This is a genomic window from Kitasatospora sp. NBC_00039, assembly GCF_045160625.1.
Lineage (GTDB): Bacteria > Actinomycetota > Actinomycetes > Streptomycetales > Streptomycetaceae > Kitasatospora.
On record NZ_CP108289.1, the window covers coordinates 2,607,753 to 2,622,300 of the forward strand.

General features: G+C 72.3%; 13 protein-coding genes. 2 read left to right on the plus strand and 11 right to left on the minus strand.

The genetic code is table 11. From position 1 onward, the window contains the following. Positions 1–422: 422 nt before the first annotated feature. Positions 423–1,691 carry a tyrosine--tRNA ligase gene (gene tyrS, locus OG286_RS11625; RefSeq protein ID WP_396324249.1) on the minus strand — a complete coding sequence of 423 codons (1,269 nt, stop codon included), beginning with the start codon at positions 1,689–1,691 and terminating at the stop codon, positions 423–425. Positions 1,692–1,983: 292 nt separating this feature from the next. On the opposite strand from tyrS, the gene OG286_RS11630 reads away from it, so the two are divergent. Continuing rightward, positions 1,984–2,514, plus strand: a complete 531-nt coding sequence (locus OG286_RS11630) for an HNH endonuclease (RefSeq protein WP_396324132.1) — start codon at positions 1,984–1,986, stop codon at positions 2,512–2,514. 122 nt (positions 2,515–2,636) lie between these two features. On the opposite strand, the gene OG286_RS11635 is transcribed toward OG286_RS11630, so the two are convergent. From OG286_RS11635 to OG286_RS11665, 7 genes are all read right to left on the minus strand, one after another. After that, positions 2,637–4,634: a PQQ-binding-like beta-propeller repeat protein gene (locus OG286_RS11635; protein ID WP_396324133.1), complete on the minus strand. Its 1,998-nt coding sequence runs from the start codon at positions 4,632–4,634 to the stop codon at positions 2,637–2,639. Between the two features lie 100 nt (positions 4,635–4,734). After that, positions 4,735–5,037, minus strand: a complete 303-nt coding sequence (locus OG286_RS11640; RefSeq protein WP_396324134.1) for a 4a-hydroxytetrahydrobiopterin dehydratase — start codon at positions 5,035–5,037, stop codon at positions 4,735–4,737. A 42-nt stretch (positions 5,038–5,079) separates the two neighbouring features. Next, a complete protein-coding gene (locus tag OG286_RS11645) occupies positions 5,080–5,256 on the minus strand; it encodes a DUF1272 domain-containing protein (protein WP_396324135.1) in 177 nt (58 codons plus the stop codon). A gap of 34 nt (positions 5,257–5,290) precedes the next feature. Next, the gene (locus OG286_RS11650; protein ID WP_396324136.1) at positions 5,291–6,049 is read right to left on the minus strand and encodes a sulfite exporter TauE/SafE family protein; all 759 of its coding nucleotides are present in this window, start codon (positions 6,047–6,049) and stop codon (positions 5,291–5,293) included. Between the two features lie 276 nt (positions 6,050–6,325). After that, positions 6,326–7,378 (minus strand): SPFH domain-containing protein, encoded by a 1,053-nt coding sequence (locus OG286_RS11655; RefSeq protein ID WP_396324137.1) that lies wholly within the window; start codon positions 7,376–7,378, stop codon positions 6,326–6,328. A 10-nt stretch (positions 7,379–7,388) separates the two neighbouring features. After that, a complete protein-coding gene (locus tag OG286_RS11660; protein WP_396324138.1) occupies positions 7,389–7,811 on the minus strand; it encodes an NfeD family protein in 423 nt (140 codons plus the stop codon). Positions 7,812–7,965: 154 nt separating this feature from the next. Further along, positions 7,966–8,757, minus strand: a complete 792-nt coding sequence (locus OG286_RS11665; protein WP_396324139.1) for an ABC transporter ATP-binding protein — start codon at positions 8,755–8,757, stop codon at positions 7,966–7,968. 149 nt (positions 8,758–8,906) lie between these two features. On the opposite strand from OG286_RS11665, the gene OG286_RS11670 reads away from it, so the two are divergent. Continuing rightward, positions 8,907–9,710, plus strand: a complete 804-nt coding sequence (locus OG286_RS11670; protein WP_396324140.1) for a hypothetical protein — start codon at positions 8,907–8,909, stop codon at positions 9,708–9,710. Positions 9,711–9,739: 29 nt separating this feature from the next. On the opposite strand, the gene OG286_RS11675 is transcribed toward OG286_RS11670, so the two are convergent. The 3 genes from OG286_RS11675 to OG286_RS11685 all read right to left on the minus strand — a co-directional run bounded on the left by OG286_RS11675 (position 9,740) and on the right by OG286_RS11685 (position 14,381). After that, the gene (locus OG286_RS11675; RefSeq protein ID WP_396324141.1) at positions 9,740–10,396 is read right to left on the minus strand and encodes a response regulator; all 657 of its coding nucleotides are present in this window, start codon (positions 10,394–10,396) and stop codon (positions 9,740–9,742) included. Further along, positions 10,389–11,486, minus strand: a complete 1,098-nt coding sequence (locus OG286_RS11680; RefSeq protein ID WP_405363822.1) for a GAF domain-containing sensor histidine kinase — start codon at positions 11,484–11,486, stop codon at positions 10,389–10,391. The genes OG286_RS11675 and OG286_RS11680 overlap by 8 nt, the downstream gene beginning before the upstream one ends. A gap of 291 nt (positions 11,487–11,777) precedes the next feature. Then, a complete protein-coding gene (locus tag OG286_RS11685; RefSeq protein WP_396324142.1) occupies positions 11,778–14,381 on the minus strand; it encodes an FHA domain-containing protein in 2,604 nt (867 codons plus the stop codon). Positions 14,382–14,548 lie beyond the last annotated feature (167 nt).

A 14,548-nucleotide genomic window follows, 5' to 3' on the forward strand; every position in this document is an offset into this window, starting at 1 on the left:
CCGCCTTCCAGCGGGCCCTCCGGGCGCTTCGTTCGTATTTCCAGCTTACCAGATGTTTTCCGCTCCGTTTTCCGGAGTTTCATTCATCCGATCCTGGCCGGCCAGGTCCGCTTTCTGCGGCGACCTCCACGTTAGCGCATTTCGAGACTGGCTCGAAATTCCCCGTCTTCACCGGTCGACGAAAACGCCAACCAACCCAATTGAATGGGCATCGAGTGAAAGTTGGGACTTGCTGAGTGTGATGGCCGCCCCGGCTGGTCCGCGGTGACCTCTCGGCCTCCCCGTGCACCTGCCCGCTTCAAGCGACTCGTCCAACACTAGGCCAGCCGGACGGTCGAGTCAAACACCGAGGGCCGGATCTGTCCAGATCCGGCCCTCGGTGTTCAGAACCGCAGGTCAGCGGTCATGCGTTTCAGCCACGCTCAGCCGGCCTGGACCAGCTCCGCCGCGGCCAGGTTGCGCTTGCCGCGGCGCAGCACCAGCCAGCGCCCGTGCAGCAGGTCGGCCTCGGTGGGCACCGCCTCCTCGTCCGTCACCTTGACGTTGTTGAGGTAGGCACCGCCCTCCTTGATCGTCCGGCGGGCGGCAGAGCGGCTGGGCGACAGGCCGACGGCGACCAACAGGTCGACCACGGGCTGGAGTTCGGCCACCTCGGCCTTGGGGACCTCGGCCAGCGCGGCGGCCAGGGTCGGGGCCTCCAGGTCAGCGAGGTCGCCCTGGCCGAACAGCGCCTTCGACGCGGCGACGGCGCGCTCGTACTGCTCCGCGCCGTGGACCAGCGTGGTGAGCTCCTCGGCCAGTGCGCGCTGGGCGAGGCGGGCCGCCGGGCGCTCGGCGGTCTCGCGCTCCAGCTCCTCGATCTCCGCCTTCGAGCGGAAGCTGAAGATCCGCAGGAAGTTGGAGACGTCCCGGTCGTCCGCGTTCAGCCAGAACTGGTAGAAGGCGTACGGGGTGGTGAGGTCGGGGTCCAGCCAGACCGTGCCGGACTCCGTCTTGCCGAACTTGGTGCCGTCGGCCTTGACGATCAGCGGGGTGGCCAGCGCGTGCACGGACTTTCCGGCGGCCTTGCGGATGAGGTCCGTGCCGGCGGTGAGGTTGCCCCACTGGTCGCTGCCGCCGGTCTGCAGGGCGCAGCCGTAGCGGCGGTTCAGCTCCAGGAAGTCCATGCCCTGGAGGATCTGGTAGCTGAACTCGGTGTAGCTGATGCCCGCGTCGGAGTTGAGCCGCCGGGCGACGGCCTCCTTGGCGATCATGTTGTTGACGCGGAAGTACTTGCCCACGTCGCGCAGCAGGCTGATGGCCGACATCCCGGAGGTCCAGTCCAGGTTGTTCACCATGCGCGCCGCGTACGGACCCTCGAAGTCGAGGAAGCGCGCGATCTGGCCACGCAGGCGCTCGACCCAGCCGGCCACCGTCTCGGGGTCGTTGAGGACGCGCTCGGCGGTGGGCTTCGGGTCACCGATCAGGCCGGTGGCGCCGCCGACCAGGCCGAGCGGGAGGTTTCCCGCCTGCTGGATGCGGCGCATGGTGAGGATCTGCACCAGGTTGCCGAGGTGCAGGCTGGGGGCCGTCGGGTCGAAGCCGCAATAGAACGTGACCGGGCCGTCCGCGAACGCCTTGCGCAGTGCGTCCTCGTCAGTGGACAGGGCGATCAGCCCGCGCCACTGCAGCTCGTCGACGATGTCCGTCACGGTCACGCTTCTCCTTCGATCGGGCGTCCGCCCGGTGCGGACCCGGTTCGGTCGGGCCCCGGTACGGAACGGCTCCAGCGTTGTAGAGCCTACGCGGTCCCGGCCAGCGACTTTTCGCCGAGGCGGCCCGGCGGGAACGTGCCGACGCCCCCGCCGCCCCGGCCCGACACCGGAAATTCCGTTGTTCGTCGGCCCGGAGCCCCTTCAGAGTGGTCCCACCGCCGTGCGGCGGCAGTGACGTGTGTGGAGACGGTCGTGCCGCCGTGGCACGCCTCCGGAAGGGTGGGCCGAGGTGCGGAGCACGCTGGTTCTGAATGCAAGCTACGAGCCCCTGACGACGGTGTCGCTCCAGCGTGCCGTGGTCCTGGTACTCCAGGACAAGGCCGTGGTGGAGCAGGCGCACCCGCTGCGGAGCGTCCGTGGGACGGGGGTCACCGTCCCGGTGCCCCGGGTGATCAGACTGCAACGGTACGTACGGGTGCCGTTCCGACAACAGGCTCCGTGGTCGCGCCGTGGGGTGCTGGTCCGCGACCAGCACCTGTGTGCCTACTGCGGGCGCCGGGCGACCACCGTGGACCACCTGCAGCCCCGGTCGCGGGGTGGGGCGGACAGCTGGCTGAACACCGTGGCCGCCTGTGCCGAGGACAACCAGCGCAAGGCGGACCGGACGCCCGAGCAGGCCGGGATGAAGCTGCTGCGCAAGCCGTTCGTGCCGACCCCGCAGGCGACTCTGATGCTGGCGTTGGGCCTGCGCGGCTCGGACGTCCGGGAGCTGGCCCAGTGGCTCCCGGCGGCAGCGGTGGTGGCGCCCTCAGCTGCGTAGCCTTCGCGCAGGGCTCGGTCGGCACCGCGGCCTGAGGCGGGCGTGTGCCCGCCCTCGGCCCTCGGGCCCTGGGCTTGGGGCTTGGGCCCTGGACCCTGGGCCCTGGGTTTGGGGCTTGGCCCTCAGCCCTTGGCCTGGTAGCCGGCCGCCGTGCCGAACGTGGCCGCGTGCTCGGGCACCGCGACGACCTGGCCGCCGCCGATCAGCACCCGGCCGGAGACCAGCAGCGAACCGGTGCCCGGCGGGAAGTTGCCGCCGACCGCCTCCTGCCCGCCCGCCAGGGCGAAGCGGCTGAGGTGGGCCGGCTGGTCGAGGCGTTCGTCGGCGGCGAGCAGCAGCGCGCCGCCGTCGACGCCGACCGCCCGGACGACGCCCTTCTCGTTGGCGGCGGTCTTCCAGCGCTGCTGCCCGGTGTCCAGGTCGTAGCCCAGGACGGAGACGGCGCCGCCACCGTTCACCGGGACACGTGTGGTGACCATCGTCCGGTCCTGGAAGAAGACGCCGGGCGTGGCCGAAAACGCGCCGTGGGCGACGTCGAGCCGGCCCTCTCCCGCCGCCACGGGGATCTCGGCGGCCGGGTCACCGGCGGCGCCCCAGGCGAACACCTTGTCGTCGCCGGGCTTCTCCCCCGTGGTGAGGACGACGGACGGCTCGGCGGAGAGCACCGTCACCGTCTTCGGCTGGTTGTTCAGGCCGCGCCACCAGCTCACCTTGCCGTCGGCGGTGTTGAGCGACACGGCCTGGTCGACGGGGGTGGAGTCGGCGCAGGTGCTGGCGACCATGACGGTCTTGCCCGCGACGCCGCCGGAGAGGGTGCAGAACTTGCCCTGGCCGGTGTACTGCCAGACGTCCTTGCCGTCGGCGGACTCCCAGGCGACGGCGCGGTCGTCGCCGACGGCGATCACCTTGTCGTCGGTGACGCCGACATGGGCGTTGTAAGCGCCCTTGGCCTCGGAGACGGTCTTGGTCCAGGCGGTCTTGCCGGCTTTGGTGTCGACGGCAGCCACCAGCGTGCACGGGGTTTTCGGGTCGGCCTGGGGCCGGAAGAGGGCAGCGCCGAGGCCGGCCGTGTTCACACTCGGCGAGAGGCCGCAGGGGACGGCCCCGGCGGCGGGCGGCTCGACCGACCAGGTCGGCTTGCCGTCCGCGCGGTCGTAGGCGTGGACACCGGTCGCGTCGGCGCGCACCAGCGCGTCGGTCAGCAGCCAGCTGCCGACCAGGGTGTCGTCGGCGCCCGGTTGGAGTGCGGCGGCGGGCTGGGCCGCCCAGGCCTTGGTGTGGGCGACGGCGAAACCGGGCTCGCCGCCGGCGGACGCACTGCCGCCGCCCTCGATGCCGACCATCAGGCCGGCCACCACCAGCACGCCGAGCGCGGCGACACCGGCGCCGGCCCGTATGGTCAGGGCGCGGCGGCTGGGCGCGTGCTCGGCGGAGACCACCGCGTCGGCGGCGGCCCGGGCCTTGGCCGCGAGCCCGTTGCGCGCAGCGCCGGATCCGCCGCCGCTGCCGGCACCGGTGCCGCCGCTGCCGCCGGTGTTCCCACCACGGCCACCGCCCCGGCGTCCGGCCGACCGGCGGGCGGGCGGCTCCGGGTCGGCGGCCTCCGCGGCGACCGCAGCGGAGGCCGGAGCAGCCGGCTCGGGCTCGGCTTCCGGCTCGGGCTCGAGGTGCACGTACCCGTCGGCGGAGTACTCGGCGCCCGCGGGCGCGTACAGCTCTCCACCGGCCGGCTGCTGCGGGACGGCGTACGGGGCGTACTGCTGCTGCTCGTGATCGGCGTACTGGTAGTACGGCTGGTGCTGCCCGCCCGGGTGGCCGTCGCCCTGGGCGTACCCGGTCTCGCCGTAGCCGGCCTGACCGTAGCCGCTCTCCCCGTAACCGCTCTCCGCGTGGCCGGGCCCGCCGTACCCGGACCGGCCGTACCCGGGCTCGCCGTATCCCGCCTGACCGTACCCGGACTGGCCGTAGCCCGCCTGACCGTATTCGCTGCCGGTGCCGGATCCGTACCCGTGGGCGCTCTGCCACTGCTGCTCCGGATACCCGGCCGGCCACTCCTGCTGCTGGGCCGGCTGCGGGTACCACGGCTGCTGCTGGGCGTCTCCGAGGGGATCCTGAGCCATCCGTTCCGTCCCTCCCGACCGCCAGCAGTGCGGCAGTCAGCATCTCACGCCCCCCGGAGCGCCCCGGAGCGGCCCCTTCCGGTCCCGGCGTGAAGGCGGCTCAGGCGGTTTCGGCGCTCAACGCGGTGTCGATACGGGCGGCGAGGGTGAGGTCGAGGGTGGTGAGGCCGCCGGCGCTGTGGGTGGAGAGGGCGAAGCGGAGGGTGCGCCAGCGGATGTCGATGTCGGGGTGGTGGTCCAGCGCCTCGGCCTGTTCGGCGACCGCGACGACCACCCGGATCGCCGCCGGGAAGTCCCGGGCGTCGGCGGTACGGACGATGGTGTCGCCGTCCCGGGTCCACTGCGGCAGACCGGCCAGGGCGGCCGTGATCTCGTCTTCGGTCAGGCGTGCTCTGCTGCTCATCGGACCGCTCCCGTGCGTCGGGTGGAAATCGGAGGTGGGGCGTCAGGCCTTCCGGCGCGGACGGGGCACCAGCTCGCCGCCGCAGTTGGGGCAGGTGGCGGCCATCGCCTCGGTGCACTCCGCGCAGAAGCTGCACTCGAAGGAGCATATGAAGGCGGAGCCGTCCGCGGTGAGCGACACCGCGCAACGCTCGCAGGTGTCGCGCATCTCCAGGGCCATGACGTCCTCCGGGGTGAAGAGATCTGACGAAAGATCAGCTGATGAGCAGCTTGGTGACGGCTGCCAGGCCGACCACCACGATGATCGCGCGCAGTGCGGTCGGCGCCAGCTTGCGGCCGACCTTGGCGCCGACCAGCCCGCCGCAGAGCGAGCCGACGGCGATCAGGCCGGCGGCGGCCCAGTCGACGGTGGAGGTGAAGAGGAAGAAGACCGCGGCGACGCCGTTGACGATCATCGCCAGGGCGTTCTTCACGGCGTTGATCCGCTGGAGGCCCTCCTGGAGCAGCATGCCCATCAGCGCCAGCAGCAGGACGCCCTGGGCGGCGCCGAAGTAGCCGCCGTAGATGCCGGTCAGGAAGACGCCGCCGAGCAGCACCGGGCCGCCGTCCGGGTCTCCCCCGGGCCTGCGGCGGGCGGCGACCGCCTTGGCCACCCGGGGCTGGATCACCACCAGGACGAGGGCCAGCAGGATCAGCACCGGCACGATCGCGTCGAAGGCGGCGCTCGGAAGCTCGATCAGCAGCACCGCGCCGACCAGCCCGCCGAGCAGCGAGGCGGTGCCGAGGCGCAGCAGCCGGCGGCCCTGGTCGGCCAGCTCCCGCCGGTAGCCGATCACGCCGCTGAGCGAACCGGGCACCAGGCCGAAGGAGTTGGAGACGTTGGCGGTGACCGGCGGGATGCCCACGGCGAGCAGGACGGGGAAGGTGATCAAGGTCCCGGAGCCGACGATCACATTGATCATCCCGGCTCCGACGCCCGCCACCAGGACGGCGATCGCCTCCCAGAGCGTCATGGGTCACCTCTCGTCTCGGTCCTGTCCGAGGCGATCATGCCGGACGTCGGGCCGGGCCTACCAGAACCGCCCACGATTCGGGATGTACAACACACCGTCGGGGCGGGCACAGCGGTGAGGCGGACGCAGCGGTGAAGCGGGCACAGCGGTGAAGCGGGCACAGAGACTCGCCGGATCCACGGGACGCACACGACGCAGACCCGCCGGAACGGCCGAGGGCCCGCCCCCACGAAAGGGGGGCGGGCTCTCGGCGCGCGGTGGTCCGGGCTCAGCCGGTCACTCGGGGTCGATCTTGCGGTACTCGCGGGCCGGGTCGACCCGCGGGCGGGCGGCGCCCTTGGTGTCGGTGTCCAGCGGGCGCGGGCCGGCCGCCGGGTCCAGCGGGACCTGGGTGGACGCCGGCGCGCCGGGCGCCGCGACCGCACCGCCGTTCACGCCGCCGTTCACGCCGCCGTTGCCGGCCAGGCCGGTGAACGCGCCGCCGAGGCCCTTGAGCGCGTCGCCGACCTCGCTCGGGATGATCCACAGCTTGTTGGAGTCGCCCTTGGCCAGCTCGGGCAGGGTCTGCAGGTACTGGTAGGCGAGCAGCTTCTGGTCGGCGTCGCCGTCGTGGATGGCCTCGAAGACCGTCCGGATCGCGGCCGCCTCACCGTCGGCACGCAGCACCGCGGCCTGGGCCTCACCCTCGGCCTTGAGCACCTCGGCCTGCTTCTCACCCTCGGCCCGCAGGATCTGGGCCTGCCGGGCACCCTCGGCGGTGAGGATCGCGGCGCGCTTGTCACGGTCGGCGCGCATCTGCTTCTCCATCGAGTCCTGGATGGAGGTCGGCGGCTCGATCGCCTTCAGCTCGACGCGGTTGACCCGGATGCCCCACTTGCCGGTGGCCTCGTCCAGCACCCCGCGCAGACCGGCGTTGATGACCTCACGGGAGGTCAGGGTGGATTCGAGGTCCATCGAGCCGATGATGTTGCGCAGCGTGGTGACGGTGAGCTGCTCGATGGCCTGGATGTAGCTGGCGACCTCGTAGGTGGCGGCCCGCGGGTCGGTCACCTGGTAGTAGATGACCGTGTCGATGTTGACCACCAGGTTGTCCTGGGTGATCACCGGCTGGGGCGGGAACGGCACGACCTGCTCGCGCAGGTCGATCCGGTTGCGGACCCGGTCGATGAACGGGACGACGATGTTCAGGCCCGCGTTGAGCGTCCGGGTGTAGCGGCCGAAGCGCTCCACGATCGCGGCGCTGGCCTGCGGGATGACCTGAATCGTCTTGATCAGCGCGATGAAGGCCACCACGACCAGGACGACCAGGACGATAAGGACGGGTTCCACGGACTCTCCCCTAGACGACCAGGGCGGTCGCGCCCTGGATTTCGACGACGTCGACCTGCTGCCCCGGCGAGTACACACTGCCGGGGTTGAGCGCGCGGGCCGACCAGATCTCGCCGTTGAGCTTGATCCGTCCGCCCTCCCCGTCGACCTGTTCCGCGACGACCGCGGTGGCGCCCTTGAGCGCCTCGATGCCCATCTTGACCTGCGGGCCCTTCTGCATCTGCCGGTACGCGATGGGGCGGACCACCACCAGCAGCCCGGCCGAGACCGCGACGAAGGTCAGGACCTGCCAGACCACCCCGATTCCCAGCCCGGCCACGCCGGCCGCGGCGAGCGCGCCGACCGCGAACATGGCGAACTCCGGCATCGCGGTGATCACCAACGGTATGCCGAGGCCGACGGCGGCCAGGAGCCACCAGATCCAGCTGTCCACGTGTCCATCCTAGGGAGCGAAGGGCCTTCGAGGCGGACAGTTCCCGCAGGTGGAGGGGCGGAAACCGGTCGCACGTGCGACCGGTCCCAGTTCAGCGGAGTTCCGTGCTGCCAGGCGGGTTGGGAACCCTCCGGCCGGACGCGCCCGCGGGGCCTCAGCCGAGCGGCAGGCCCTGGGCGGACCAGCGGTCACCGTGCCGCTCCAGGGTCAGCGGCAGGCCGAAGCACTTGGAGAGGTTGCGCGCGGTCAGCTCGGTGTCGATCGGGCCGGCGGTGAGCACCTTGCCCTGACGGATCATCAGGACGTGGGTGAAGCCGGGGGCGATCTCCTCGACGTGGTGGGTGACCATGGCCATGGCCGGCGCGAACTCGTCCTGGGCCAGCGCGCCGAGGCGGCGGACCAGGTCCTCGCGGCCGCCGAGGTCCAGGCCGGCGGCCGGCTCGTCCAGCAGCAGCAGCTCGGGGTCGGTCATCAGGGCGCGCGCGATCAGGGTGCGCTTCTTCTCGCCCTCGGAGAGGGTGCCGAACTTGCGGGCGGTCAGCTTGGACATGCCGAGGCGGTCCAGCAGCACCAGCGCGCGGGACTCGTCGGACTCCTCGTACTTCTCCTGCCAGCTGACCGTCATGCCGTACGCGGCGGTGAGCACCGTCTGCAGCACGGTCTGCTCGGCGGGCAGCTTGTCGAACATCGCGGCGCCGGCCAGGCCGATCCGGGAGCGCAGCTCGAAGACGTCGATCTCGCCGAGCTTCTCGCCCAGGACGGACACCTTGCCGGAGGTCGGGAAGAGGTACGTGGACGCGATCTGCAGCAGGGTGGTCTTGCCCGCGCCGTTGGGGCCGAGGATGACCCAGCGCTCGCCCTCCGAGATGGACCACGAGACCTGGTCGACCAGTGCGCGCTCCTCCCGGACCACGGATACGTCCACCAGCTCCAGCACGTCGCTCATGCCTACGCCTTCCCCAAAACAGAAATCACGGCCGTCGGTGCGGGCGGGCAGCCTACTCCGGCGGCCGGGTGGCACGGAGTGGGGTGCGCCGCACACGCATGGGCAAACCTACGCCACGCGGATGACCGCCGATTCCGTAGGCTGGCCGGATGCTCGCGACTCCTGCCGACAATCCGTACGAAGAGCCTCGTTCAGGGCGGCTGACCGCCTGGGGCAACGCCCTGCTGGCCGGCCTGGTGCCGCCCGACAACGCCGCCGCGGCCGTCCTCGGAGCCGACGAGAGCCACCGGGTGACCGGGCTGCCCGGGGACGCTCCGGGCGAGCGGCACGGACTCACCTGGGCGCTCGGACGGCTGCGGGTGCTGGGCGTGAAGGGCCTGCGGCTGGCGCTGCCCAGCGCCGGGCACCCGCTCGGGCTGGCCGGCCCGCCGGCGTTCAACGACCGGGCGCTCGGCGCGGGCGAGGCCGTGCTGGCGGTCGGGGTGCCGCTCGGGCTGGTCCCCGAGGTCGAGGTGTTCGGCCCGGCCGGGGACCGCTCGGCGACGGTGCTCTGGCGCTGCGCCGAGGTGAACGACACCCCGCCGGCCGACGTGCCGTCGCTGCACGAGGCCGAGCGTGAGCTCGCGGACGGCCTGCGCGAGGCGACCCTGCTGCTCACCCGCCTCGACGTCGCCGGCGCCGGCCCGGAGGCGTTGCGCGCACTGGAGGCCTACCGCCGGCGCGGCCACGCCGAACTGCTCGCCCCCGGGTACCCGCCGCGGGCCGTCCGCGTCCTGGAGTCGGCCCGGCAGGTCGCCGCGCTGCTCGCGATCGCCTCCGACAGCCACGGCGCCGCGGTCAGCGCCTCCGAGATGGCCTCCCGCCAGGCCGTCCTGGACCCCCTGCGCCGCACCGCCCGCCGCGCCCAGGTAGCGGCGTACAACGCCCTGGTCGACGAGCGCGACGCCCGCTGACCCCCTGCTCGGCCGGCGGCCTCCGCGCGCTACCCCTCCCGCGCCTCCCCGTGCCGGACGGCCCAGAGGGCGGCCTGGGTGCGGTCGGCGAGGTCCAGCTTCATCAGGATGTTGGAGACGTGCGTCTTCACCGTCTTCTCGGACAGGTGCAGGCTGCGGGCGATCTCCCGGTTGGAGCGGCCGTCGGCGATGTGGCCGAGGACTTCGCGCTCGCGCTCGGTCAGGGTGCCGCCGCGCCCCTGCGGCGGGCGCGGGCCATCGTCGGCGAGCAGCGCCTCGGCCAGTTCGGGCTGGAGCAGGACGTGGCCGGCGTGCACCGAGCGGATCGCGCCGGCCAGCGCCTCCGGGTCGACGTCCTTGTACACGTACCCGGCGGCGCCGGCCCGCAGGGCGGGGACCATCGTGCGGTGCTCGGTGAAGCTGGTGACGATGAGGATCCGGGCCCGGCTGCCCTCGCCCTTGAGCGTGCGCAGCGCCTCGATGCCGTCCACGCCGGGCATCTTGAGGTCCATCAGGACGACGTCCGGGTCGAGTTCGCGGGCCCGGTCGATGCCCTCCGCACCGTCGGCGGCCTCGCCCACGACCTCGATGTCGTCCTGCACCTCCAGGAAGGTGCGCAGGCCGCGGCGGACGACCTGGTGGTCGTCGACCAGCAGGACGCGGATCGCTGGTGTGGTGTCAGGCACCGGGGACCTCCATCTCGACGACCGTCCCCGCGCCGGGGGCCGAGTCCAGGGTGAGCATGCCGCCGACCGCGGAGGCGCGGTCGCGCATCGAGGCGAGGCCGAGGTGGCGGCCGGCCCGGCGCACGGACTCGGGATCGAAGCCCCGGCCGTCGTCACGGACCCGCAGGACGGCGCCGCGAGCGGGCGTGCCGGCCAGGGTGACGGTGACCCGGCGGGCGCCGGAGTGGCGCAGCGCGTTGTGCAGGGCCTCCTGGGCGACCCGCAGGAGCGCCGCCTCCTGGGCCGGCGGCAGGGCGCGCACACCGTCGGCGGCGAAGGCGACGTCGGCGCTGTGGGCGCGGTCGAGGACCTGCACCTGGGAGGCGAGGGTGGCGCTGAGGCCGTCCTCCTCCAGGGCGGCGGGCCGTAGCTCGACGACGACGGCGCGCAGTTCGTCGGCGGCCTCGGCGGCGAGCCGGGCGACCTCGGCGAGTTCGGCGCGGGCGCGGGCCGGGTCGCGGTCGACCAGGGTGGCGGCGGCCTTGGCGGTGAGGCGCAGCGAGAAGAGCTTCTGCGACACGGCGTCGTGCAGGTCGTGGGCGATCCGGGCGCGCTCGCCGGCCAGGGTGAGTTCGCGGCTGCGCTCGTAGAGGCGGGCGTTGGAGAGGGCGAGGGCGGCGTGGGCGGCGAGGATCCGCAGCAGTTCCTCGTCGTGGTCGGTGAAGCCGCCGCCGCCGCGCTTGTTGGCGAGGAAGATGACGCCCATGACCTGCGATTCGTCCTCGGCGGCGTCGGTGTCGAGGACGGGCATGCCGAGGAAGGCGTCCATCTCCGGGTGGGCGGCGGGCCAGCCCTCGAACGCGGGCGCCTTGCGGACGTCGGCGAGGCGGGTGGGGCCGGTCTCGTGCAGCATCTTGGCGAGTACGCCGTGCTGGCGGGGCAGCGGGCCGATGGCCTTCCACTGCTCGTCGGTGACGCCGTCGACGACGAACTGGGCGAAGCCGCCGTGGTCGTCGGGCACGCCCAGGGCCGCGTACTCGGCGTCGAGCAGGCCGCGGGCGGAGGCGGTGATCCGGCGCAGGACCTCGCGCACCTCCAGGTGGCGGCTCATCGCGAGAAGGGCCCGGCTGACGGCCTCGATGCCGGCGAGGCAGGGCTCGCAGGCGGGCAGCGGGCCGTCGGGCGGCGGGCCGATCGGGATCCGGTCGACGGGCAGCAGACCGGTCCGGGGGCGGCGGTCACTGGGCGGGGTGGGCATACCGCCAAACTACCGCCGCCGGGCGCGCCGCCGCGTCGGTCCGGGGGCGCGCGGGGACCAGGTCGCAGGACCTAGGGCGAGACGCCGGGGGGCGGCCCTCCCCGTCGCCGGGAAGAGCCGCCCCTGGGGGTGCGGCGAGGGGGGTCAGCCCTTCTGCATGACCTCGGGCTCGTGGCGGCGCTGGAGGCGCGTCACGATGACGCCGATGACGATCGACATCGCGATGAGCGCTCCCGCGTCGATCCACCACTGGGCGACGGTGTGCTTCCACAGCGGGTCGTGGTCCGGGTGCTGGAAGTCCTTGTTCCAGGGCCCCATGAGCTCGGAGAGGTTGAGCGTGACGGACACGATGCCGGTGCCCCAGCGGGCCGGCATCAGCCAGGCGGCCTGCTCCAGGCCGGGCTTGCCGAAGATCTGGAAGAGGCAGCCGGTGAAGACGACCTGGACGATCGCGAACATGACCAGCAGCGGCATGGTCTTCTCGGCGGTCTTGACCAGCGCGGAGATCATCAGGCCGAACATCATCGCGGCGAAGCTGAGCAGGATCATGCCGATGGTCATCTCGATCACCGGCAGGTTCTCGATGATCAGACCGTGCTCGGGGAGCTTGCGCGGCAGGAAGCCGACGGCGGAGATGATGGCGCCCTGGATCACGCTGAAGAAGCCCAGCACGATGATCTTGGACATCATGTACGCCGAGCGGGAGAGCCCGGTGGCTCGTTCTCGCTCGTAGATCGCCCGTTCCTTGATCAACTCTCGGACCGAGTTGGCCGATCCGGAGAAGCAGGCGCCGATCGCCAGGATCAGCATGATCGTCGCGGCCCCGCTGTTGAGGTGGAGCTGCGTCTTCGGGTTGGGTGCGAGCCCCGGTTCGTTGGGGATCAGCACGCTCACCGCGCCGATGACCGCGGGCAGCAGCACCGACAGGGCCAGGAAACCGCGGTCCGAGGCGAGCACCGACACGTAGCGGCGGATCAGCGTCCACAACTGCGAGCCCCAGCTCTGCGGCTTCGGCGGGCGGATGGCCTCCTGGACGATCTGGGCGGACTGCACCGCACCGGCGTCCACGTCGGCGGAGTACTGCTGGTAGTGCACCGAACCGCGGTAGCGGCCGGCCCAGTCGTGGTCCGGGTAGTTCTCGAAGGCCTGGAAGACGTCGGCCCAGGTCTCGTACCCGAAGAAGTGCAGCGCCTCGTCCGGCGGGCCGAAGTAGGCCACCGAACCGCCCGGCGCCATCACCAGCAGCCGGTCGCAGAGCGCCAGTTCGGCCACCGAGTGGGTGACGACCAGGATGGTGCGGCCGTCGTCGGCGAGGCCGCGCAGCATCTGCATGACCTCGCGGTCCATGCCCGGGTCGAGGCCCGAGGTGGGCTCGTCCAGGAAGATCAGCGACGGCTTGGTCAGCAGCTCCAGGGCCACCGAGACGCGCTTCTGCTGGCCGCCGGAGAGGGCGGTGATCCGGTTGTCGGCGCGCTTGTCGAGGCGCAGTTCGTAGAGCACCTCGTCGATCCGCGCCTCGCGCTCGGCGGCCTCGGTGTCACCGGGGAAGCGCAGCCGGGCCGCGTACTTGAGGCCGGTGCGGACGGTCAGTTCCTTGTGCAGGATCTCCGACTGCGGCACCAGGCCGATGCGCGAGCGCAGTTCGGCGAACTGCTTGTAGAGGTTGCGGCCGTCGTAGAGGACGTCGCCGCGGTCGGCCGGGCGGTAGCCGGTGAGGGCGCGCAGCAGGGTCGATTTGCCGGAGCCGGACGGGCCGATGACGGCGACCAGGGACTTCTCCGGAACGCCGAAGCTGACGTCGTTGAGCAGGACCTTCTTGCCGCCCTTGAAGTCGACCTCGACGGTCAGGTGGCGGGCGGAGAAGGAGACGGCGCCGGTGTCGACGAACTCCTGCAGCTGGTCGCCGACCAGGACGAAGCTGGAGTGACCGACGGTCAGGCGGTCCTGCGGGCCGATCAGCTGACGCTGGACGCGCTGGCCGTTGAGGAAGATGCCGTTGTGGCTGCCGAGGTCGACGATCTCGTACCGGCCGTCGGGCAACTGGCGCAGCTCGGCGTGGTGGCGGGAGACCTGGAGGTCGGAGACCACGATGTCGTTGTCGAGCGCGCGACCGATCCGGACGGTGTTCATCCCGGCCGTCAGGCTGCGGATCATCGTCGGCTGCGGGCCGCCGGCGTCGTGCTGCGGGGCGTGCTGCTGCGGGAAGCCGCCGTGCGGGTCCGGCTGCGGGAAGCCCTGCTGCTGCGGGAAGGGCTGCGGCTGCGGCTGGCCGCCCCACTGCTGCTGGACGGGCTGCTGCCCGCCCCACTGCTGCTGGGGCTGCTGCTGGACCGGGGGCTGCTGGGCCCACTGCTGCTGCATCGGCTGCTGCTGCTGGACGGGCGGCTGGGGCGCCGGGGCGTGGCTGCGGCTGGTGGCGGCCTCGTGCCAGGCGGGGGCCTGCGCGGCGGCCTGGGCCGGCGCGGAGAACCCGAGCCGCGGACCGTTCTCGGCGTTGCCGAGGTTGACCACCGCACCGGGGAAGAGCTGGGCCTGCATGGTGCGGGCGCCGCCGGTGTAGGTGCCGTTGGTGCTCCCGTGGTCGTCGAGCTGCCAACCCGCCCCGTTGAAGGAGATGGTGGCGTGGTGCCAGGAAACCCTGGCGTCGTCGAACGGGAAGTCCGACTGCGGGTTGCGCCCGATGGTGTAGGACCGCCCCGGCTCCAGAGTCCGCTGCTGTCCGTTGATCTCAATGACGAGTTGCGGCACTGCTCGCCTGCCCCGCTCTCTCGGTCCCCCGATTGTGGCCCCCGACCGGGGGTGCGACGTCCTGATTCTGACGGGGGAATCATTCCAGCCCGTCACCCGTTGACGAAAGTCACCCCCGGTGACTGTGACCAGGCGGCAACGATTCGCGGACGGCCCCGCCATCACCC